Below are 18,542 nucleotides of genomic sequence, written 5' to 3' on the forward strand. Positions count from 1 at the left end.
ATGTCGTATCGATAGGGAGTAGAGGCATGCCTGGAGATTACCGCAAGGTCATTGTAGAAACTTACCAAAATTCTGGTGAGCCGTCTGGCGCATCTTTACGGGCACGCCCATTGTCAGGCCAAGGATTCTCGACCAACCTGAACGTAGAGTGCTCATCCAAAATGCGCAATGCTCATCCGGTCGGCACAAAGTTTCTAATTCATGCAAAATTAACAGACAGAGAAGGCGGCACACAATTTCTCTATTCCTCATTTCGATGGAAATACGAGGTGCTTTCTGATGAAGTAGCCAGAACGCTACTGGAAAACCAAACCAACTCGAACTCAATATGACAGACTCAGCAACTGCATTAGAGATCGTACAGCGTAAACTCGGACGCTGTCTGCTGCACTTGCAAGAATGCGAATCATTGCTTAAGTCATTGGTAATACATGCAGACATCGCAGGACCGCCAGATCAACTACAAGATATAAAAGATGCAAGGGCGAAATCCCTTCAAAAGGAGATGATGGGCAATTTAATAGGAATGCTGACTAAAACAGTCTTCACATCTACCGGAGTCGACGCTGCCCCACCTTCACCTCCCAATGATCAGCAGGCTTTTATAAGAATCAAATATCAAATTGAACTGACCGCTGAACAATACGATGCTGTGTGTTGTTCATTCAAGGAATTAGTCAATCTTCGCAACGAGTTGGTGCATCACTTTCTAGAGCGATTCGATATACGAAGGCCGGAAGGCTGTGCCGCTGCAAATCTCCACTTGGATGAATCCGGGAAAGTCATTGATGTCCATTACATGAAGCTGCTCAACTTCGTAAAAGCATCTGAACTTGCACGAGCGAAATTAGCATCAGCTATGAAGACGCAGGAGTTTAAGGATGCATTTATCAAGGGAATTTTGCCGGATTGAGTCATCCCCCACTGCCCCAAAGCTTAGCGCTGCTGGCCCTGCTAGCGCCTTGTGCCACGTGAGCCCAGCCTTAGGCCTACCCCCATGCCACTCACGCAGCAGTCCCATCACGGTCCACTATGCGCAAATAAACAGGCCTCTGGAATGCAAAAAGCCCAATCGGATAAGGGCTGGGCTCTAGGCCTTACAAAAATTCTGGCTCCCCAACCTGGACTCGAACCAGGGGCCGGCAGATTAACAGTCCGTCCCGCGTTCGGCTGAAAACCCGCATGTACACTAATTCTTAGCCAGAACAGTTGGGAATACTTTCTGCTACTCTCTCATGGATCATACCTCGCAACCAAGATTTCATTAGCGCAATATTCCCTGCTGATACCGTACCTATGTGGCTGGAAGTGTTGCAATTATTACAGTGTGCGAAAGTTGCAATTTTTCGTGTGGCCTGCGAATCATCGCCTGGAGGTAGGCGAGTCGCAAATGCCCTTCGATGAGTTGATACGGAGTGCACATATTTCTGCGCTCCCGAGGATGCATGTGAGCGCCTGCGTTCAGCGCAATGATAATCGGCGCGGGCGTGGTTCCCGAATCCAGCATATGTCGACCAAGCCAGGTATTCATACGGTGCTTATCGTTGAACAACTGGTCGCCCCAGCCCTCCAATATCTTAGGCCAATCTTTGACGTGTCCGATCCGCAGGATCTCTTCGCTGGATAGGGTCGCGACCTCGTATTCCCAAGATAACGGCTCTAAGGGTAGCCATGCCTGGAAGTCATTCCAATGCCGGTATATCCACGTCTCTATGACGACTTCTGGTACGTGCGCGACCTGCGCAGGCCAGCGGCGCATATACTCGACGAACGGCTCTGGGTCGAAAGTGCCATGCCGGTGTGGTGCGGGTATTGGGGCAGGCCTTGGGCTAGAGTTTTCCATGACTTAGATGGTTAGGTCGCGTCAACCACTCAATTGCCAGGATCGGCAGCGAGACCAAACGCTTGCAAAATAGTCGCGAGAGCCGTGTCGCACTCGGAGACAAGCGCCGTAAAATGCGCTCGCAAAGTTCCATGCTCGGACCTCGCTCGTTTCTGCGCTACCTTACGCTCGGTGATTGAACCGTGCCCCTTTAGGGGGTTGCGCAAGCTATGCAGCCTTGCAAGAGGCTCCAATGATGCCCTTGCCTCATCGGCGCCCATGCCTCGGGATTCCAGATAGTCCTGCAGGAGGCGCAGCGATTTCCATTGCTTGTCTACGGTTCTACCAGCGTCGTCTGCCATTTTTTGCAGCGGCTTCGAAAGGAAACCTTCGTTCAGCAACTGGTCGAGGGCAAGAATTTCATCTGCCCACTCCGAGACGGAATCGGTCGCCGGATACCGGGCCGCATCGGAAAGTTCCTCGCCACGACGCTTCCACCAAGCGGGCGGCGCTTCGTCCAGTTTGCGAATCTTGCGTTTCAACGCATGCAGTGGATCGTATTCGCTGCTGAATGCACCGAGGTAGTCATTTTCATAGGCGCGATTCGAAATTGGTCCCTTCGGCCACTCGTTGAACGCCTGCCAGTATAGTTGTTCCTCAAAGGGTAAGTTGGCGAGGTACCCGATATAGGTATGAACCTGACCTGCTTCGTTGATGTCGTAGGTCTTTATATACCAAGCATTCCGACAGCTAATCGACCGATCCTGCAAATCGTACTTTTCCGGGTCGTTCTTGAAGCGCATCAGGACTTCGGGACGGAAGAAAACAGGAGATATCTCGAAAGGCTTTTCGGACTGCTGGAAGTAGTTGGACAAGAAATCAGGCGCGCACGAAGTTTCCAAGAGGCGATTGTTTTTCCAATCTTGTATCTTGAAGGTCACGTACTGCTTTTTTTCCGGATCGTCCTCGTCCATCCATTCCTGAATCAGGTCGTCAACCGTTACAGCCGGTCTGAGAACCATACAACCGTTGGCATAGCTTGCATTGCTCGAAACCCCGAGAGTGTAGAAAAGGTCCACAGCGGGGATTTTCCGCGTTTGGCGGTCTTGATCCCACCCTCCAAATGCTTTCAGTTCGAACCGAGTGAAATCGAATTTCAGGATCAGCGACATCCCGGCAACGGCCATGTAGGTCGCGAGATCTTTGATGAGGATGGTCACGACGACTGCTTTCTCATCCGCCCCCGGCAGACTTAGCCAGATCACGCGGATCACATCCTCAATGTCGCCGCGCTTGTCGAGGCGGCAGTAGGCGCTGCGTTCATCAACCCAGTGGAGGTCTAGGCAATGGATTAGCTTTTGGCTGAGCTCGACCGGGGCTGGTCCTTCGGCGACGCCTGTGAATGAACGGCGGAAGGTCAGGCTCTCGCCTCCGTGAAGCGACCCGCATCTCGAATCGCTGAACGGTGGTTCAAGATAGATACGATGTCCTTCACCCCCGCCCCACGACCGCTGGATGCACCAACTTTCGCCTGACATGATGTTGGCGTTCAGAAGCTCGTCCTGATCGACCGGAGTGACCTGCGCTGTCGGAGCCAGCACGCCGCGTATAAGGACGGCATCTGATACCGCATAGATCACAACCTCGTCCCGCTGCACGTTGTCCTTTAGAAAGGCAATAGAGTCCTCCGCCTGAAGAAACCATTCGGCCTTTCCGGTATCCGGTGCGCGGGCAATCACTCTGAATGCCTTTTCGTCGAATTTTTGCATATTTTTGGTGTTAAGGTTGTCCCACCTTTGCGGGGCGAGGATTGACGAACGGCTTCTTTCAAGGAACCGCGCCTTACGCATTCTACATCCCAATGCTTTCGCTTAGCTTCCTGAAACTATCCCGCAGGGCTTGGACCAAGGCGTCGTAGATCGCGAACAGGTCGGAGTTTGCTTCTAGGCCAAGGCGTCCTCGCACGGTATTGAGGCGCTTTTCCTGCCCGTCGTCGGAACCCAGGTGAGAGTATGCGACGCGCAGGTCGTACAGGACGTATAGCGGGCTCATAGCACCAGCGATATCCGCACTCGCAGTCGCGGACTCCAGTATTTTTTGCAGACGCTTGAGGCTTCCCAAGTCTTTCGCACTGTGCCCTTGCCCCTCCAAAATTCTGCCGAGCGCGGCGTTGTCCATCGACTCTAGGTAGATCTTATTGAGGCTGTCGGCAATGTTGCGCCTCTCGGCTGGAGTATCGACGACTGGCCGCCGTACGCCGATTGCTAGGTCGAGGACCTCCTTGTCCAGGTGCGAGATCCTTTCGCCGAACCGAGAATGGCTGGCCTCGATGAAGCTCGACCGCTGCCTAAAGAGGTCGTCTTCCGGTGCCCGGTCCGTGAACACACACTCGATCTGCCCCTCGTAGAATTCGGAACCTATCGAGTGGTCGGACGGCAGGTTCTCGGAACGGAGGTAGTACTGCTCTTTCTCGGGCAGCTTTGCTATATCCCCGAGCCACATTACCAGCTTGCCGTGGCGGTTGATTCCGAAGGGGATGCTGAAGTCAGCCTGCCAAATCTCGCCGTATGTTCGGGACGCGAACTTAACTCGGTACGACGGGTGCACGTCATACTTTATCAATACCTCCTTGCTGAAGAAAACCGGAGTCAAGAAGCCTTGGTCGAATGGCCGTGTCAGACCTGGGATGTAATGATAATCGTCAGAATCGTACTCGAACGGAATCTTAGTGAGTCCGAAATCACTGGCCGTCTTGTTTCGAACGACGCGGACATGGGACTCTCCGTTTGTGAACCCCCGCTTATGCAGTTCGATAAGGGATATCCGCGACCTGTCAGGATAGTGCTTTATGCCGCACTGCGGGCACAGGAGAATCGGGATCCCAGTGAGATGGATACGTATGCCTGACACGTCCTCGTCGAATTCGTCGAACGAAAGGTCAAGGTGGCTTTCGCAGTGGTCGCAGTAGAGTCTTTGTACTTTGCCCTCAGGCGGAAACAGGTCTGATACTTCCATAGGCGTAAGGTGATGATCTCTGTTTGTGGTTGGAAGCGGATTATCCGACGTTTCCCGCAAGCACGTTCCTCATTTGTAGCCCGACCTATGGGTCAGAATGAATATTGGTTTACTCATGGATACGTGTAGACCTTCATACTTTATTTGATTTGGGCTTGCTCGCGGTCGATGCCCTACTACGGATTCGACTTGCATCTACCCTTCTTTCTTCGGAGTATAAAAATCTAGAGGGAGAGGAACTTCGACATCCTTTATCAGAAATGCCAAACAAAGAAGCCTTGGAGCAACGTTATCACGCTTTTCAAGCGAAGCACTGCTCAACGCGTGTGCAAACTGCCTCCCGGCGCCTCGAGAGCCAGCCCAACGGGTAGGCCATCCCGCTACTCCAACGGCTTCATCTCGGGCCACTATGCGCAAATAGACCCGCTCCCCTCCCTGAGGCCTCGCCCACTCCAGCCTGTTGCGTCGGTTCAGTAGCGCTGCCCTGTGCCCCGGCCAACATCAAGAGCCCCCCACAGGCTGCCTCCCTACGCCAACGGAAGCCAGCCCTAGGGGTAGGCGATCCCAACAGCCCAACGGCCTCACCCCGAGCCACTATGTGCAAATAAACGGGCCCCTGAAATGCAAAAAGCCCAACCGTGAAGGCTGGGCTTTTCGATACTGCTGATGTTCTGGCTCCCCGACCTGGACTCGAACCAGGGACCTGCGGATTAACAGTCCGTCGCTCTACCAACTGAGCTATCAGGGAAAAGAGGCCGCATTCTATAGGGTAAATTTTACGATGTCCAGATTTCCCCCAGAAAAATGTGTATTTTCCCGGCGCTACCCTGCCTGGCAGCGGTCAGCCGGGATGCTCTTGCGGATAGTAGTCAAAGACCAGCACGCGACCCAGCCATGGCTTGAGCTGCTCGACAAAGGCCAGGTGGGCCGCATGGCTCAGATACACGTCGCGCGCGCCGGCGTCATCGAAGGTCAGGGTAAAGCAATCGGTAAAGCCATCGTCGAGGCCTTCCGGGCTGACGTTCGGCCCCCATTCAAATTGCCGCACGCCGGGAATGCGGTGTTTCAGCTGGGAAAACTCGTAGACGAGCTCGGCGTGCTTGGCAGACGTGATGCCATCGAGGAAGTCGCACAGGACGATATGGCGCAAGGCGGAGGTACAAGTCATGGGAAGGTGCTCCTGAAGTGATGCATTCAGGATAGCGCAAAACGCGATAACGCACCGGCCGGCCCTGCGGGCTGCGGCAGAAAACAAAAAAGGCCATGTTTTTCAACATGGCCTTCCGAATTCTGGCTCCCCGACCTGGACTCGAACCAGGGACCTGCGGATTAACAGTCCGTCGCTCTACCAACTGAGCTATCAGGGAAAAGAGGCCGTATTATATAGGCCAAACTTGGCGCTGTCCAGATTTCCCCAGGGAAAATCTTTCTTGCCCTGGCACCCATGCCGGCGGCGCAATAACAAAAAAGGCCACGTTTTTCAACGTGGCCTTCCGAATTCTGGCTCCCCGACCTGGACTCGAACCAGGGACCTGCGGATTAACAGTCCGTCGCTCTACCAACTGAGCTATCAGGGAAAAGAGGCAATATTATATGTCGCTTGTTCCATATTTGCAAGACTGATACTGCATCTACACAAACACGGCTATCGCCGACTTTCTACCGCCATCAGCGCCGCACTTGCATGCAGCGCCGAAGAAGCAAGATCTTAAAGCACTTTGGCGATCGCGTCAATAACGATGTCGATATTGCGCGAATTCAATGCTGCTACGCAAATACGGCCCGTGTCGACGGCGTAGATCGACTGCTCGCGCAGCGACGCCACCTGCTCCTTGGTGAGACCGGAGTACGAGAACATGCCGATTTGCTGACGCACGAATTCGAAGTCGTGGCCTGGCGCCTTGGCTTTCAGCTTTTCCACGAAGGCATTGCGCATTTCGCGGATGCGCACGCGCATGCCGGCCAGTTCCTCTTCCCACAACTGGCGCAGTTCCGGCGTGGCCAGGACGGTGGCGACCACCTTGCCGCCGTGTACTGGCGGGTTCGAGTAGTTGGTGCGCACGACGCGCTTCAGCTGCGACAGCAGGCGGGCCGCTTCATCGGCGCTGGCGGCGACGACGCTGAGGGCGCCCACGCGCTCGCCGTACAGCGAGAACGATTTCGAGAACGAGTTCGATACCAGCAGCGGGCCGCCCGCGTCGGCGAAGCGGCGCACCACGGCGCCATCTTCGGCGATGCCGTTGGCGAAGCCTTGATACGCCATGTCCAGGAACGGCACCAGGCCGCGCGAGGTCACCACGCTGATGATCTGATCCCACTGGGCTACGCTCAGGTCGGCGCCGGTCGGGTTGTGGCAGCAGGCGTGCAGCACGACGATGGAGCCGGCTGGCATGGCGTTCAGGCTGGCCAGCATGCCGTCGAAGTTCACGCCATGGGTGGTGGCATCGTAATAGGTGTAGTTATTCACGACGAAACCGGCGTTTTCAAACAGCGCGCGGTGGTTTTCCCAGCTTGGGTCGCTGATGTAGACCTGGGCACCCGGCGCGAAGCGCTGCAGGAAGTCGGCACCGATCTTCAATGCGCCCGTGCCGCCGATGGCTTGCACGGTCACGGCGCGGCGCTCTTGAATTACGGCGCTATCGGCGCCAAATACGAGTTCTTGCACCGCCTTGTCGTAGGCAGCGAGGCCTTCGATCGGCAGATAGGTGCGTGGCGCCGCCTGTTCGATCAGGATGGCTTCTGCCTTGCGTACGCAAGCTAACAGAGGCACCTTGCCGTTGTCGTCATAATAGACGCCAACGCCCAGATTGATTTTGGCGGGATTCTGGTCCGCGTTAAATGCTTCGGTGATGCCCAGGATCGGGTCGCGTGGGGCCATCTCGATGGCGCTAAACAGACTGGCAGAAACAGTTGGGTTCGTCATGATAAGATTGGATTCGATTGGAAGCAGGTTCACAGCGGAGTTGTAGACAGCGCCCCAAAATACAACGCCAGGGCCGCCAGCAGAGCACTATTCTAACAAAGGTCTGATTCACATGCCCGAATTATCTACCGCCAGCGAGGCGGAAAGCGCAATTATCTCTTTCCCGGACTCCCCCTTCAAGCTGCACCAGCCCTTCCCTCCGGCCGGTGACCAGCCCACGGCAATCGACCAGCTGTCAGAGGGGATTGCCGACGGACTGGCCTTCCAGACCCTGCTGGGCGTGACCGGTTCGGGCAAGACCTACACCATGGCCAACGTCATCGCGCGCATGGGCCGGCCGGCCATCGTCTTCGCGCCGAACAAGACCCTGGCGGCGCAGCTGTACAGCGAATTCCGCGACTTTTTCCCGCAAAACTCCGTCGAGTACTTCGTCAGCTACTACGACTACTACCAGCCGGAAGCCTACGTGCCGCAGCGCGACCTGTTCATCGAAAAGGACTCGTCGATCAACGAACATATCGAGCAGATGCGCCTGTCGTGCACCAAGTCGCTGATGGAGCGGCGCGACGTCATCATCGTCGCCACCGTCTCGGCCATCTACGGTATCGGCAATCCGAACGAGTACCACCAGATGATCCTGACCTTGCGCGTCAAGGACAGGGTCGCGCAGCGCGACGTCATCGCGCGCCTGATCCAGATGCAGTACACGCGCAATGAAGTCGACTTCGGCCGCGGCACCTTCCGCGTGCGCGGCGATACCATCGACATCTTCCCCGCCGAGCATGCGGAGCTGGCCGTGCGCCTGGAAATGTTCGACGACGAGATCGAATCGATCCAGCTGTTCGACCCGCTGACGGGCAGAGTGCGCCAGAAAATCCCCCGCTTCACCGTGTACCCGGGCTCGCACTACGTGACGCCCCGCTCCACCGTGCTGCGCGCCGTCGAGACCATCAAGGACGAGCTGCGCGAGCGCCTCGAGTTCTTCCGCAAGGAAAATAAACTGATCGAAGAGCAGCGGCTGGAGCAGCGCACGCGCTTCGACCTGGAAATGATGGCGGAAATCGGTTTCACGAAGGGTATCGAGAACTACTCGCGCCACCTGTCCGGCGCGCTGCCGGGCGAGCCGCCGCCGACCCTGGTCGACTACCTGCCGCCCGACGCCCTGATGTTCCTCGACGAGTCGCACGTGCTGACGGGCCAGCTGAGCGCCATGTACAACGGCGACCGTTCGCGCAAGACGAATCTGGTCGACTACGGCTTCCGCCTGCCGTCGGCACTCGACAACCGGCCCTTGAAATTCGAGGAATTCGAACAGAAGATGCGCCAGACCGTATTCGTCTCGGCCACGCCCGCCGAATACGAAAAGAGCCATTCCGACCAGGTGGTCGAGCAGGTCGTGCGCCCGACCGGTCTGGTCGACCCGCAGATCATCGTGCGCCCCGCCAGCAGCCAGGTGGACGACCTGATGTCGGAAATCGTCGAGCGCATCAAGAAGGACGAGCGCGTGCTGGTGACGACCCTGACCAAGCGCATGTCGGAACAATTGACGGAATACCTGGGCGACCATGGCATCAAGGTGCGCTACCTGCACAGCGATATCGAGACGGTGGAGCGCGTGGAAATCCTGCGCGACCTGCGCCTGGGCACCTTCGACGTGCTGGTGGGGATCAATCTGCTGCGCGAAGGCCTCGACTTGCCGGAAGTGTCGCTGGTCGCCATCCTCGACGCGGATAAGGAAGGCTTCTTGCGCTCCGAGCGCAGCCTGATCCAGACCATCGGCCGCGCCGCGCGCAACCTGAACGGCACGGCGATCCTGTACGGCGACCGCATCACGGACTCCATGCGCCGCGCCATCGACGAGACGGAACGCCGCCGCGCCAAGCAGATCGCCTTCAATACGGCCAACAACATCATCCCGATCGGCGTGAAGAAATCGATCCGCGAAATGATCGACGGCGTCTACAGCCCGCAGGAAGCGCGCGAAACCCTGCAAGTGGCGCAGGAAGCGGCCAAGTTCGAAGCCATGAGCGAGAAACAGGTCAGCAAGGAAATCAAGCGCCTGGAAAAACTGATGGTCGACCACGCCAAGAACCTGGAGTTCGAAAAGGCGGCGCAGGTGCGCGACCAGCTGCACGTCCTCAAGCAGCAGCTGTTCGGCGCGCCCGGCACCGACAATGTGGCGTCGATCCTGGGCAAATGAATACCACGCCATGCGTAGGTCGGATTAGGCCCTGCGGGCCGTAATCCGACAACATTGTTGGCGCTGGTGGTGGTGTCGGATTACGCGGCCTTGCCGCTAATCCTACCTACTTGAAAAGCCGCTCGGCACGAAGTCCTGGGCTGTGGCTTGACCGTACCAGCGAGTACAGGATTGCTGCCCATGGGTTTGCCCTACTCCGGCAGCGAATAATCGATGTCGTAGAAATGCTGGCCGTTGACGATGCGGATGGCCAGCGTGCCGCTGATGCCCGTCAGCTGCCCCGTGCCGGAATGCGGCACGATCACGATGGACAGCTGCTGCTTGCCATCGGCCATCGTGCCCGCATGCTGCGCCACGAAGCTGCCTTCCCTGCCCTGCAGGACGCCCGTGATGGCTTCCATGGCGACATAAGCGGCCGCGCCCTTGGTCTCGGTGACGGCATTGAGCATCTCGCCCGTGGCAGTGGCGACCAGGTCGCCGGCATAGACTTTGTCGAGCAGTACCTTGCCCAAGGTCGTGCGCCCGGAGCGCTGCGGCGCCGCGGATGGCGTCATGGTGATGCTGAAACTTCCTGTGGCGTGCACATGCATGCGATGATCCCCTTCTGCAAACGAGGCGGCGCCGGCTGGCGCCACCGATAGACAACATGCGGCCAGCACCAGGCCCGGCAAGCTGTGTGATTTCATGAGTCCCTTTCAATCGATGCGAGAGAACCAGCTTAAGGCAGCGCAGGAGACAAATATTGGATAAAACCGACAGCACGCGCAATGTGCTCGCCGCGCGCGGCCAGGCGCCGAAAGGCATCGTCGACCCGAAGGCAGCGGCGCGCCGCATACGGCTGGCGACCTATCCGCCGGCTGGCGCGCTGGCGCCGTTCGTCGAGTACTTCTGGGTCGTGGAATGGGACAGGCGGGGCTGCGCGCCGCAGACGCAGCGCGTGCTGCCCTACCCGAACGCCCACCTGGTTTTCGAGCTTGGGCGCACCGCCATCCATGGCGTGGTGCGCGGCGCCTTTGACAGGCCCTTGATTGGTGCAGGCAAGGTGCTGGGCGTGCGTTTTGCGCCGGGCGGCCTGCGCCCGTTCATCACTCAGCCCTTATCGTCGTTCACCGATACGACCATCGCCGCCGATGCCCTGCTGGACATGCCGGCTGCGCAAGCCGAGGCGCTGGTACTGCGGCAAGCCGGCGATACGGCCATGGTGGCGCAGGCACAGGCGCTGCTGCAGGCAAGGCTGCCGCAAGTCGATGACGCCGCCCTGCTGGCCGCCAGGCTGACTGCCGCGGCGGCGGCCCGCAACGGCCCGGCGAGCGTGGCGCGGTTGTGCGAAAAGATGGCCATCGGCGAACGCCGGCTGCAGCGCCTGTTCGCCAACTACGTGGGCGTGCCGCCGAAATGGGTGATCCAGCGCTACCGCCTGCAGGAAGCGATCTGGCGCCTGGCGCAGCCCCATGCGCCCGACCTGGCCAGCCTGGCGCATGAACTGGGCTTTTTTGACCAGGCCCATTTCAGCCGCAGTTTTGCGGAACTGGTGGGCAGTACGCCGCTCGACTATCGCCGCTCGCAGCTGGCGACAGTCGCCTAGCCGGCCGCTTTCATGTCGTCGACATACGCACGGATGATGGCGGCGAAATCCGCATCGGCCGTCAAACCCAGCGCTTCGGCCCGTGCCGTATCCCAGGCGCCGGGCCAGCTCTTGACGATGCGCTCGACGGCGGGATCGGGCGCGTAGCTGATGCGGGCCGCCACTTCGCTGCCGGCCACGGCTTCGAGTGCGGCGATCATTTCGCCCACGCTCACGCTCAAGCCCGGCAAGTTCACCGTGCGGCTGGCGCCAAACGCCTCGCCCGCCAATTCATGGCCGGCGATCAGGGAAGCGATGGCGCCGCGCGGCGACAGCAGCCACAGACGCAGGTCGGTGGGCACGGGGCAGACGGCCGCCTCGCCATTCAAGGGTTCGCGGATGATGCCGCTGGCGAACGACGACGCCGCCTTGTTCGGTTTGCCGGGACGCACGCTGATGGTGGGCAAGCGCAGCACGCGGCCATCGACAAAGCCGCGGCGGCTGTAATCGTTGAGCAGCAGTTCGCCGATGGCCTTTTGCGCGCCGTATGACGACTGCGGGTTCAACGCCGTCGTATCCTGCACCACGTCCGGCAGCTTGCCGCCGTAGACGGCCACGGAACTGGTAAACACCACTTTCGGCTTGTGTCCCAGTTCGCGGCAGATATCGAGCAGCAAACGCGACGCATCGAGGTTGATGCGCATGCCCAGCTCGAAATCGGCTTCCGCCTGGCCGCTGACGATGGCGGCCATGTGGAAGATCGAGCTTGTCTGCGCATCGATGGTGGCGCGCATCAGGGCACCGTCGGCGATGTCGCCCGTGACCACTGTTACGCGCGCATCGTTGAAGTCATGCGCAGCCACCACGTCGACCAATACCAGCTCGCTGATCGTTTGCAACTGGCCCTGGCTGTCCGTCAGCTGGCCTTGCGCCAGCAACTGGCGCGCCAGGCGCTGCCCCAGGAAACCGGCGCCGCCGGTAATGAGTACTTTCATCTTCATGCTCCTTGTTTGTTGTTGTAAGCGGCGAGCCAGCCCAGGCCATCTTCGGTGCGCCCGCGCGGACGGTATTCGCAGCCGATCCAGCCCTCGTAGCCCAGGTCATCCAGCAGCGTGAATAAATACGGGTAATTGACTTCGCCATCGTCCGGTTCATTGCGGGCCGGGACGCTGGCGATCTGCACATGGCCGATGCCATCGAAGTTGTTCCTGAACGTCATGGCGATATCGCCTTCGACGATCTGCGTGTGATAAAAATCCATCTGTACCTTGACGTTGGCCGCACCCGACTCCAGGCGCAGCGCATGGCCCTGCGCCTGCGTGACGAGGAAGTAGCCGGGCATGTCGCGTCCGTTGATCGGTTCGATCAAGAGCTCGATGCCATGCTCGCCCACGGCCCTGGCCGCGTACTGCAGATTGGCCAGGTAGGTGGCGCGGTGCAGGGCAAGGTCGTCGCCTACGGGCAGCAAGCCCGCCATCATGTGCACGCGCGGGGTGCCCAGCGCCAGCGCGTATTCGATGGCGCGCGCCACGCCAGCGCGGAATTCCGCTTCGCGGCCCGGCAGCGAAGCGATGCCCCGCTCACCGGCCGCCCAGTCGCCCGGCGGCAGGTTGAACAGCACGTTCTGCAAGCCGTGCTCGCGCAGCCATCCCGCGACTTCCTGCGGCGCGTAATCGTAAGGGAACAGAAATTCGACGCCCTGGAAACCCGCTTGCGCGGCGGCGGCAAAGCGCTGCGGGAAGGGTACTTCATTGAACATCATGGTCAGGTTGGCGGCAAAGCGAGGCATGCGGTATCTCCTTGGGAATCTTATAGTTCGAGTTTGAACGTGTGCTTCAGGTCGGCGATCTGCGCCGCGTCGAGCGGGCGCGTGGGCACGTCGCGCAGCAGCAGGAACAGCTTGGCCGTCTCTTCCAGTTCCTCGGCCGCATACACGGCCGCTTCCAGGCTCGTGCCAGAGACGACGGGACCGTGATTGGCCAGCAGCACGGCCGAATGCTTGCGCGCCATGGCGCCAATCGCGCCCGCCAGCGCCGGGTCGCCCGGCCGGTGATACGGCACCAGGGGCAAGCGCCCCACCTTCATCACAAAATATGGCGTCAGGGGTGGAATGCAGTCGTCATGGTTCAAGCCGCACATGCACGACACGGCCGCCGAATGCGTCGAGTGCAAATGCACGATGGCACCGGCACTGCCCCGCTCCGCATACATGGCGCGGTGCAGGAATGCCTCTTTTGACGGCGGTGCGCCGCTGATCAAGTTGCCGTCCCAGTCCAGCTTTGACAATTGCGCCGGATCGAGCCGCCCCAGGCTGGCATTCGTTGGCGTAAGCAGCCAGCCGTCGGACAGGCGCACGCTCAGGTTGCCGCTGCTGCCGGCCGTCAAGCCCCGCTCGAACAGCGACTTGCCGAAGTCGACGATCAGCTCGCGCTGGCGCGATTCCGTGGTGCTCATGCCAGCACCTGCCAGGCCTTGCTGAAGAAATCCACCGTGCCGAAATTGCCGGACTTGAGGGCCAGCGCCAACGGCGCCGCGCCATCTTCGCCCAGCGCCGGCAAGGCTTGCGTCCACGGCACGCCGGGATCGATCTCGGGCCCGATGCGCAAACCCGCCACGCCCAGCGCTTTTACTACCGCGCCCGACGTTTCGCCGCCAGCGACGATCAGCTGGCCCACGCCGAGGCGCACCAGCCCCTGCGCGATGGCGGCCAGGGTTTCCTCGACGAGGGCGCCGGCCCGCTCCACGCCCAGTTGCGCCTGCACGGCGCGCACGGCGTCCGGCGTGGCCGTGGCGTAGATCAGCACCGGGCCTTGCGCCAGGTGCGCGCCGGCCCAGGCCAGGGCTTGCTCCACGACGGCGTCGACCACCTCGCCACCGGCCGCCAGCTGCAAAGGGTCGACGTGGAACGATGGCGCCAGTTCGCGCAAGTGCGCCACCTGCTGCTGCGTGGCCACGGAGCAGCTGCCCGAGATCACGGCACGCAAGCCCGTCGGTGGCGGCAAACGTCCCGCCTGGCCCGCAGGCGATGGCGCCAACTGGCCCCGCTGGCGGAAATTCTGTGGCAGTCCCAGGGCGATGCCGGAGCCGCCCGTGATCAGTTTCAGGTCCGCGCAGGCGGCGCCGATGGCTTCCAGGTCGCGGTTCGAGACGGCATCGACGACGGCGAAATGGCAGCCCTGGCCGCGCAAGTCCGTAAATCGCTGGGCGATGGCGGCGGCGCCCTTCTCCACCACGGAGAAATCGGCCAGGCCTACCTTGGCTTGCACCTGCTGCTGCAGCACGCGTACCAGGTTAGAATCCGTCATCGGCGTCAATGGATGGTCGCGCATGCCAGATTCGGCCAGCGGCACGTCGCCGACGAACAGGTTGCCCTTGTAGATGGTGCGGCCGTTGGCGGGGAACGCCGGGCAGGCAATCGTAAAATCCGTGTCGAGCGCCCGCATCAGTGCCTCGGCCACGGGGCCGATATTGCCGCGCGGCGTGGAGTCGAACGTGGAGCAGTACTTGAAGTAAAACTGCCTGCATCCGGCTTGCTGCAGCCAGGCCAGCGCGGCCAGCGATTCAGCCACCGCCTCCTCGGGCGCATTCGTGCGCGACTTGAGGGCGATGACGACGGCGTCGACATCGGCTGGCGGCGGACCTTGCGGCACGCCGATCAGCTGCACCGTGCGCATGCCGGCCTTGACCAGCATGCCGGCCAGGTCGGTGCCACCCGTGAAATCGTCGGCGATACATCCCAGTAGTACGGTCATGATTGTTCCTTTTTATTCAGTTACGCTTTCGCCGGCAGATCGATGCCCGGGAAAGTCTTGATGACGGCCGAGTCGTCCTCGCCGCCAAAGCCTGCCGCCGACGCCTGCATGAACATCTGGTGCGCCGTGGCCGACAGGGGCAGCGGGAACACGCTTTTTTTCGCGTAATCGAGCACGATGCCCAAATCCTTGACGAAGATATTCACGGCCGACAGCGGCGCGTAATCGCCTTTCAAAATATGCGGCACCCGGTTCTGGAACATCCAGGAACTGCCGGCGCTGTTCGAAATGACTTCGTACAGGGCGTCCGGATCGCAGCCCGCGCGCAGGCCCAGCGCCATCGCTTCGGCGGCGGCGGCAATGTGCACGCCGGCCAGCAACTGGTTGATCATCTTGACTTTCGAACCCTGCCCCGGCTGTTCGCCCAGACGGTACAGCTTTGCACAGATGGCGTCGAAAATCCCGGCGCAAGCGTCGAACGCATCGGGCGCGCCGGCCGCCATCACCGACATCTCGCCGGCAGCCGCCTTGGCCGCGCCGCCGGAAATGGGCGCGTCGATGAAGCGCAGCCCCATGGCCGCCAGACGCGCGCCCAGCGCCTCGGCAAACTCGGGCGCCACGGTGGCGCAGGCGATCACCACGCTGCCCGGCGCCAGGCTGGCCGCCGCGCCGTGTTCGCCAAACAGCACGGCCTCCGTCTGCTGCGCATTGACGACAACGATCAGCAAAGCTTGCACCTGCGCCGCCAGCGCGGCGGGAGACTGCGCCGCATGGGCGCCCTGGCCGGCCAGCGTCTGCACGGTTTCCGGACGCACGTCGCAGGCATGCACGTCGAAGCCCGCGCGCAGCAACGATTGCGCGATGCCCATGCCCATGGCGCCCAGGCCGATCACGCCCACTTTTTTGATTGCTACGTTCATCTTCTACTCCAGTTTTATTTGTTCACCAGCTTGGCCGGCACGCGCATGATGATGATGGCGCCAATCACCAGGATGCCGGCCAGCAGGTAGATGGCGATGTCGGTCGACTGTGTCAGGTCCTTGATCGAACCGATCATGTACGGCGCCGCGAAGCCTGCCAGGTTGCCCACCGAGTTGATGGCGGCGATGCCGGCAGCGGCCGAGACGCCACCGAGGAAGGCCGTCGGCAAGCTCCAGAACATGGGCGAGGCGGCGAGGATGCCGCCGGCGGCGATCGTCAGGAAGAAGATGGCCCAGCCCGTGTTGTGGGCGCCGGCCAGCGCGCTGCAGACGATGGCGGCGGCGCCCACCACGAGCGGGATGGCCATGTGCCAGCGGCGTTCGCGGTATTTGTCCGAACTGCGGCCCAGCAGTATCATCGAGGCCACGGCTACCGAGTAGGGGATCGCCGTAAAGAGACCGATATTGAGCACGCCCGTCACGCCGGCCGCCTTGATCAGGCTGGGCAGCCAGAAGGTCAGCGAATACTGGCCCATCACGCAGCAGAAATAGATCAAGGCCATGACCCAGATGCGCGGGTCGGCAAACATGGCGCGGATCGACGGGTGCGAGACCTTGCCCTGCGCTTCCGTGGCGATGCGCTGTTCGAGGATGACTTTTTCATCTTCCGTAAGCCACTTCGCGGCGCGGATGCTGTTATCGAGGTACAGCAGCACGGCCACGCCCATCAGCGCGGCGGGAATCGCTTCGAGCACGAACATCCACTGCCAGCCCGCATAACCGTGCCAGCCGGCGAAGGTTTCCATGATCCAGCCCGACAGGGGGCCGCCGATCAGGCCCGCCACGGGAATGGCGGCCATGAAGGTGCACACCATGCGCGCGCGGCGCTCGGACGGATACCAGTAGGTCAGATACAGGATGATGCCGGGGGAAAAGCCCGCTTCGGCGATGCCGAGCAGGAAGCGCATGACGTAGAACTGGGTTGGCGTGGTGACGAACATGAAGGCGCCCGAGATGATGGCCCAGGTGATCATGATGCGGGCGATCCACACGCGCGCGCCGATCTTGTGCAGCATCACATTGCTGGGCACCTCGAACAGGAAGTAGCCAAGGAAGAACACGCCCGCACCCAGGCCATACACGGTTTCGGAAAACTGCAGGTCGGCCAGCATTTGCAGCTTGGCGAAGCCCACGTTCACACGGTCGAGGTAAGCGACGATGTAGCACAGCATGAGGAAGGGAATGATGCGCCAGGTCACCTTGCGGTAGACGGCGTCATCGATGGTTTTCTGGCTTGCGGCCGCGCCGGCCGGCTGGCCCGGCATTGTCTGTGACACTTCCATGCTTGTCTCCTGATCACTGGGGGATCGACCGTGCCGGGTTTTTATGGTCCACCGGTGGTGGCTGGCAACTTGTCTAAAATTTGTATGGATGTATATTATGTGTGTGTTTTATGTGTGTCAAGCTGTATATTCCATATAATGGCAAGCAGGCAATCCCCATTTGAAAACCGTTAGCGCAAGGATGCACCCGATGGACCGCACGTTCAGCTTCACCCTTCCCCCGCCGGAGCCCGCCGCGGGCAGCTTCACGACCGGCACCCTGGGTGCGCGCGTGGCGGCACGGCTGCGCCAGCAGCTCCACCACGATGGCCTGGCCGGCGGCACGCGTTTGCCGTCGGAGCAAGCCATGGCCAGCCACTTTGGCGTCAGCCGCACGGTGCTGCGCGAAGCCATCGCCCTGCTGCAGGCGGACGGCATCCTCGTCACACGCAAGGGCAGCGGCACGTTCGTCTGCGCGCAGGATGGCGCGAAGGCCGGGGAACGGGGCGATGCGCTGACGGAGCAATCGGTGCAATCGCTGCTGAACCTGATCGAAGTGCGCCAGGGACTGGAAGCGGAAATCGCCGCGCTGGCAGCCGTGCGGCGCACGCCGGGCCAGCTGGCCGACATCGAGCACGCGCTGCGGCGCATCGAGGAAGCCGTGGCGGCCGGCGTCGATGGCGTGGAAGAAGACGTGCGCCTGCACCTGTGCATCGCCGAGGCGACGGGCAACCCTTACTGGCCGAAGTTTGTTGCCATGTTCGCCGACCCGATCCGCTCGGCCGTCAAGGTGACGCGCGCGAATGAAGCGCGGCGCACGGACTTTTCCATCGAAGTGCGGCGCGAACATGAAAAGATCGTGCAGGCGATTGCCGACGGCGACCCGCAGCGGGCGCGCCAGGCGGCCATGGAACACATGCAGCATGCGGCCGAACGCGTGCGCCTGGCCGACCGTGAATTCTGGCGCGGCGACGGCGGCGCGCTGGCCCGCACCCTGGGACGCGATCCCATCATGCAGAAATAA

General features: G+C 60.6%; 16 protein-coding genes and 3 tRNA genes. 5 read left to right on the top strand and 14 right to left on the bottom strand.

The window, feature by feature from the left end:
• The first annotated feature begins 26 nt into the window (after positions 1 to 26).
• Positions 27 to 332 (top strand): hypothetical protein, encoded by a 306-nt coding sequence (locus tag CSQ92_RS28750; RefSeq protein ID WP_143450358.1) that lies wholly within the window; start codon positions 27 to 29, stop codon positions 330 to 332.
• A complete protein-coding gene (locus CSQ92_RS12810; RefSeq protein ID WP_143450359.1) occupies positions 329 to 913 on the top strand; it encodes a hypothetical protein in 585 nt (194 codons plus the stop codon). The genes CSQ92_RS28750 and CSQ92_RS12810 overlap by 4 nt, the downstream gene beginning before the upstream one ends.
• Before the next feature lie 959 nt (positions 914 to 1,872).
• Here the strand turns inward: CSQ92_RS12810 and CSQ92_RS12820 are convergent.
• The 7 genes from CSQ92_RS12820 to CSQ92_RS12850 all read right to left on the bottom strand — a co-directional run bounded on the left by CSQ92_RS12820 (position 1,873) and on the right by CSQ92_RS12850 (position 7,760).
• Positions 1,873 to 3,591, bottom strand: coding sequence for a hypothetical protein (locus CSQ92_RS12820; RefSeq protein WP_099394697.1), 1,719 nt, complete (start codon positions 3,589 to 3,591; stop codon positions 1,873 to 1,875).
• An 82-nt stretch (positions 3,592 to 3,673) separates the two neighbouring features.
• Entirely contained in the window at positions 3,674 to 4,837 is a 1,164-nt protein-coding gene (locus CSQ92_RS12825) for a hypothetical protein (RefSeq protein WP_099394290.1), read from the bottom strand.
• A gap of 672 nt (positions 4,838 to 5,509) precedes the next feature.
• Positions 5,510 to 5,585, bottom strand: a tRNA-Asn gene (locus tag CSQ92_RS12830).
• A 93-nt stretch (positions 5,586 to 5,678) separates the two neighbouring features.
• A complete protein-coding gene (locus CSQ92_RS12835) occupies positions 5,679 to 6,005 on the bottom strand; it encodes a Dabb family protein (protein ID WP_083299945.1) in 327 nt (108 codons plus the stop codon).
• A 123-nt stretch (positions 6,006 to 6,128) separates the two neighbouring features.
• Positions 6,129 to 6,204: transfer RNA gene (locus tag CSQ92_RS12840), tRNA-Asn, on the bottom strand.
• A 134-nt stretch (positions 6,205 to 6,338) separates the two neighbouring features.
• A tRNA-Asn gene (locus CSQ92_RS12845) sits at positions 6,339 to 6,414 on the bottom strand.
• Between the two features lie 131 nt (positions 6,415 to 6,545).
• The gene (locus CSQ92_RS12850; RefSeq protein ID WP_180277004.1) at positions 6,546 to 7,760 is read right to left on the bottom strand and encodes an amino acid aminotransferase; all 1,215 of its coding nucleotides are present in this window, start codon (positions 7,758 to 7,760) and stop codon (positions 6,546 to 6,548) included.
• Positions 7,761 to 7,872: 112 nt separating this feature from the next.
• On the opposite strand from CSQ92_RS12850, the gene uvrB reads away from it, so the two are divergent.
• Positions 7,873 to 9,960 carry an excinuclease ABC subunit UvrB gene (gene uvrB / locus CSQ92_RS12855; protein ID WP_099394291.1) on the top strand — a complete coding sequence of 696 codons (2,088 nt, stop codon included), beginning with the start codon at positions 7,873 to 7,875 and terminating at the stop codon, positions 9,958 to 9,960.
• Positions 9,961 to 10,151: 191 nt separating this feature from the next.
• Here uvrB and CSQ92_RS12860 read toward each other — a convergent pair whose 3' ends face one another.
• A complete protein-coding gene (locus CSQ92_RS12860; protein WP_257219203.1) occupies positions 10,152 to 10,646 on the bottom strand; it encodes a DUF3224 domain-containing protein in 495 nt (164 codons plus the stop codon).
• 56 nt (positions 10,647 to 10,702) lie between these two features.
• On the opposite strand from CSQ92_RS12860, the gene CSQ92_RS12865 reads away from it, so the two are divergent.
• Positions 10,703 to 11,545: an AraC family transcriptional regulator gene (locus CSQ92_RS12865; RefSeq protein WP_257219204.1), complete on the top strand. Its 843-nt coding sequence runs from the start codon at positions 10,703 to 10,705 to the stop codon at positions 11,543 to 11,545.
• On the opposite strand, the gene denD is transcribed toward CSQ92_RS12865, so the two are convergent.
• Genes denD through CSQ92_RS12895 form a run of 6 tightly spaced genes read right to left on the bottom strand, consistent with a single transcriptional unit; the run spans position 11,542 to position 17,539 of the window.
• Positions 11,542 to 12,519, bottom strand: coding sequence for a D-erythronate dehydrogenase (gene denD, locus CSQ92_RS12870; RefSeq protein ID WP_099394292.1), 978 nt, complete (start codon positions 12,517 to 12,519; stop codon positions 11,542 to 11,544). The genes CSQ92_RS12865 and denD overlap by 4 nt on opposite strands.
• A 2-nt stretch (positions 12,520 to 12,521) precedes the next feature.
• Entirely contained in the window at positions 12,522 to 13,313 is a 792-nt protein-coding gene (gene otnI, locus CSQ92_RS12875) for a 2-oxo-tetronate isomerase (protein ID WP_099394293.1), read from the bottom strand.
• 20 nt (positions 13,314 to 13,333) lie between these two features.
• The gene (otnC, locus tag CSQ92_RS12880; protein ID WP_099394294.1) at positions 13,334 to 13,978 is read right to left on the bottom strand and encodes a 3-oxo-tetronate 4-phosphate decarboxylase; all 645 of its coding nucleotides are present in this window, start codon (positions 13,976 to 13,978) and stop codon (positions 13,334 to 13,336) included.
• Positions 13,975 to 15,276 (bottom strand): 3-oxo-tetronate kinase, encoded by a 1,302-nt coding sequence (gene otnK / locus CSQ92_RS12885; protein ID WP_083299943.1) that lies wholly within the window; start codon positions 15,274 to 15,276, stop codon positions 13,975 to 13,977. The genes otnC and otnK overlap by 4 nt, the downstream gene beginning before the upstream one ends.
• A 20-nt stretch (positions 15,277 to 15,296) precedes the next feature.
• Positions 15,297 to 16,196 carry an L-threonate dehydrogenase gene (gene ltnD / locus CSQ92_RS12890; protein ID WP_070282102.1) on the bottom strand — a complete coding sequence of 300 codons (900 nt, stop codon included), beginning with the start codon at positions 16,194 to 16,196 and terminating at the stop codon, positions 15,297 to 15,299.
• A gap of 14 nt (positions 16,197 to 16,210) precedes the next feature.
• Positions 16,211 to 17,539 carry an MFS transporter gene (locus CSQ92_RS12895; RefSeq protein ID WP_099394295.1) on the bottom strand — a complete coding sequence of 443 codons (1,329 nt, stop codon included), beginning with the start codon at positions 17,537 to 17,539 and terminating at the stop codon, positions 16,211 to 16,213.
• 190 nt (positions 17,540 to 17,729) lie between these two features.
• On the opposite strand from CSQ92_RS12895, the gene CSQ92_RS12900 reads away from it, so the two are divergent.
• The gene (locus CSQ92_RS12900) at positions 17,730 to 18,542 is read left to right on the top strand and encodes a FadR/GntR family transcriptional regulator (protein ID WP_092606265.1); all 813 of its coding nucleotides are present in this window, start codon (positions 17,730 to 17,732) and stop codon (positions 18,540 to 18,542) included.

Source organism: Janthinobacterium sp. BJB446 (assembly GCF_002735655.1).
GTDB lineage: Bacteria > Pseudomonadota > Gammaproteobacteria > Burkholderiales > Burkholderiaceae_D > Janthinobacterium > Janthinobacterium lividum.

Excerpts from the sequence above, each read along its gene's own strand:
- CSQ92_RS28750 (WP_143450358.1), top strand. The coding sequence starts at position 27 with ATGCCTGGAGATTACCGCAAGGTCATTGTAGAAACTTACCAAAATTCT.
- CSQ92_RS12810 (WP_143450359.1), top strand. The coding sequence starts at position 329 with ATGACAGACTCAGCAACTGCATTAGAGATCGTACAGCGTAAACTCGGA.
- CSQ92_RS12820 (WP_099394697.1), bottom strand. The coding sequence starts at position 3,591 with ATGCAAAAATTCGACGAAAAGGCATTCAGAGTGATTGCCCGCGCACCG.
- CSQ92_RS12825 (WP_099394290.1), bottom strand. The coding sequence starts at position 4,837 with ATGGAAGTATCAGACCTGTTTCCGCCTGAGGGCAAAGTACAAAGACTC.
- CSQ92_RS12835 (WP_083299945.1), bottom strand. The coding sequence starts at position 6,005 with ATGACTTGTACCTCCGCCTTGCGCCATATCGTCCTGTGCGACTTCCTC.
- CSQ92_RS12850 (WP_180277004.1), bottom strand. The coding sequence starts at position 7,760 with ATGACGAACCCAACTGTTTCTGCCAGTCTGTTTAGCGCCATCGAGATG.
- uvrB (WP_099394291.1), top strand. The coding sequence starts at position 7,873 with ATGCCCGAATTATCTACCGCCAGCGAGGCGGAAAGCGCAATTATCTCT.
- CSQ92_RS12860 (WP_257219203.1), bottom strand. The coding sequence starts at position 10,646 with ATGAAATCACACAGCTTGCCGGGCCTGGTGCTGGCCGCATGTTGTCTA.
- denD (WP_099394292.1), bottom strand. The coding sequence starts at position 12,519 with ATGAAAGTACTCATTACCGGCGGCGCCGGTTTCCTGGGGCAGCGCCTG.
- otnI (WP_099394293.1), bottom strand. The coding sequence starts at position 13,313 with ATGCCTCGCTTTGCCGCCAACCTGACCATGATGTTCAATGAAGTACCC.
- otnC (WP_099394294.1), bottom strand. The coding sequence starts at position 13,978 with ATGAGCACCACGGAATCGCGCCAGCGCGAGCTGATCGTCGACTTCGGC.
- otnK (WP_083299943.1), bottom strand. The coding sequence starts at position 15,276 with ATGACCGTACTACTGGGATGTATCGCCGACGATTTCACGGGTGGCACC.
- ltnD (WP_070282102.1), bottom strand. The coding sequence starts at position 16,196 with ATGAACGTAGCAATCAAAAAAGTGGGCGTGATCGGCCTGGGCGCCATG.
- CSQ92_RS12895 (WP_099394295.1), bottom strand. The coding sequence starts at position 17,539 with ATGGAAGTGTCACAGACAATGCCGGGCCAGCCGGCCGGCGCGGCCGCA.
- CSQ92_RS12900 (WP_092606265.1), top strand. The coding sequence starts at position 17,730 with ATGGACCGCACGTTCAGCTTCACCCTTCCCCCGCCGGAGCCCGCCGCG.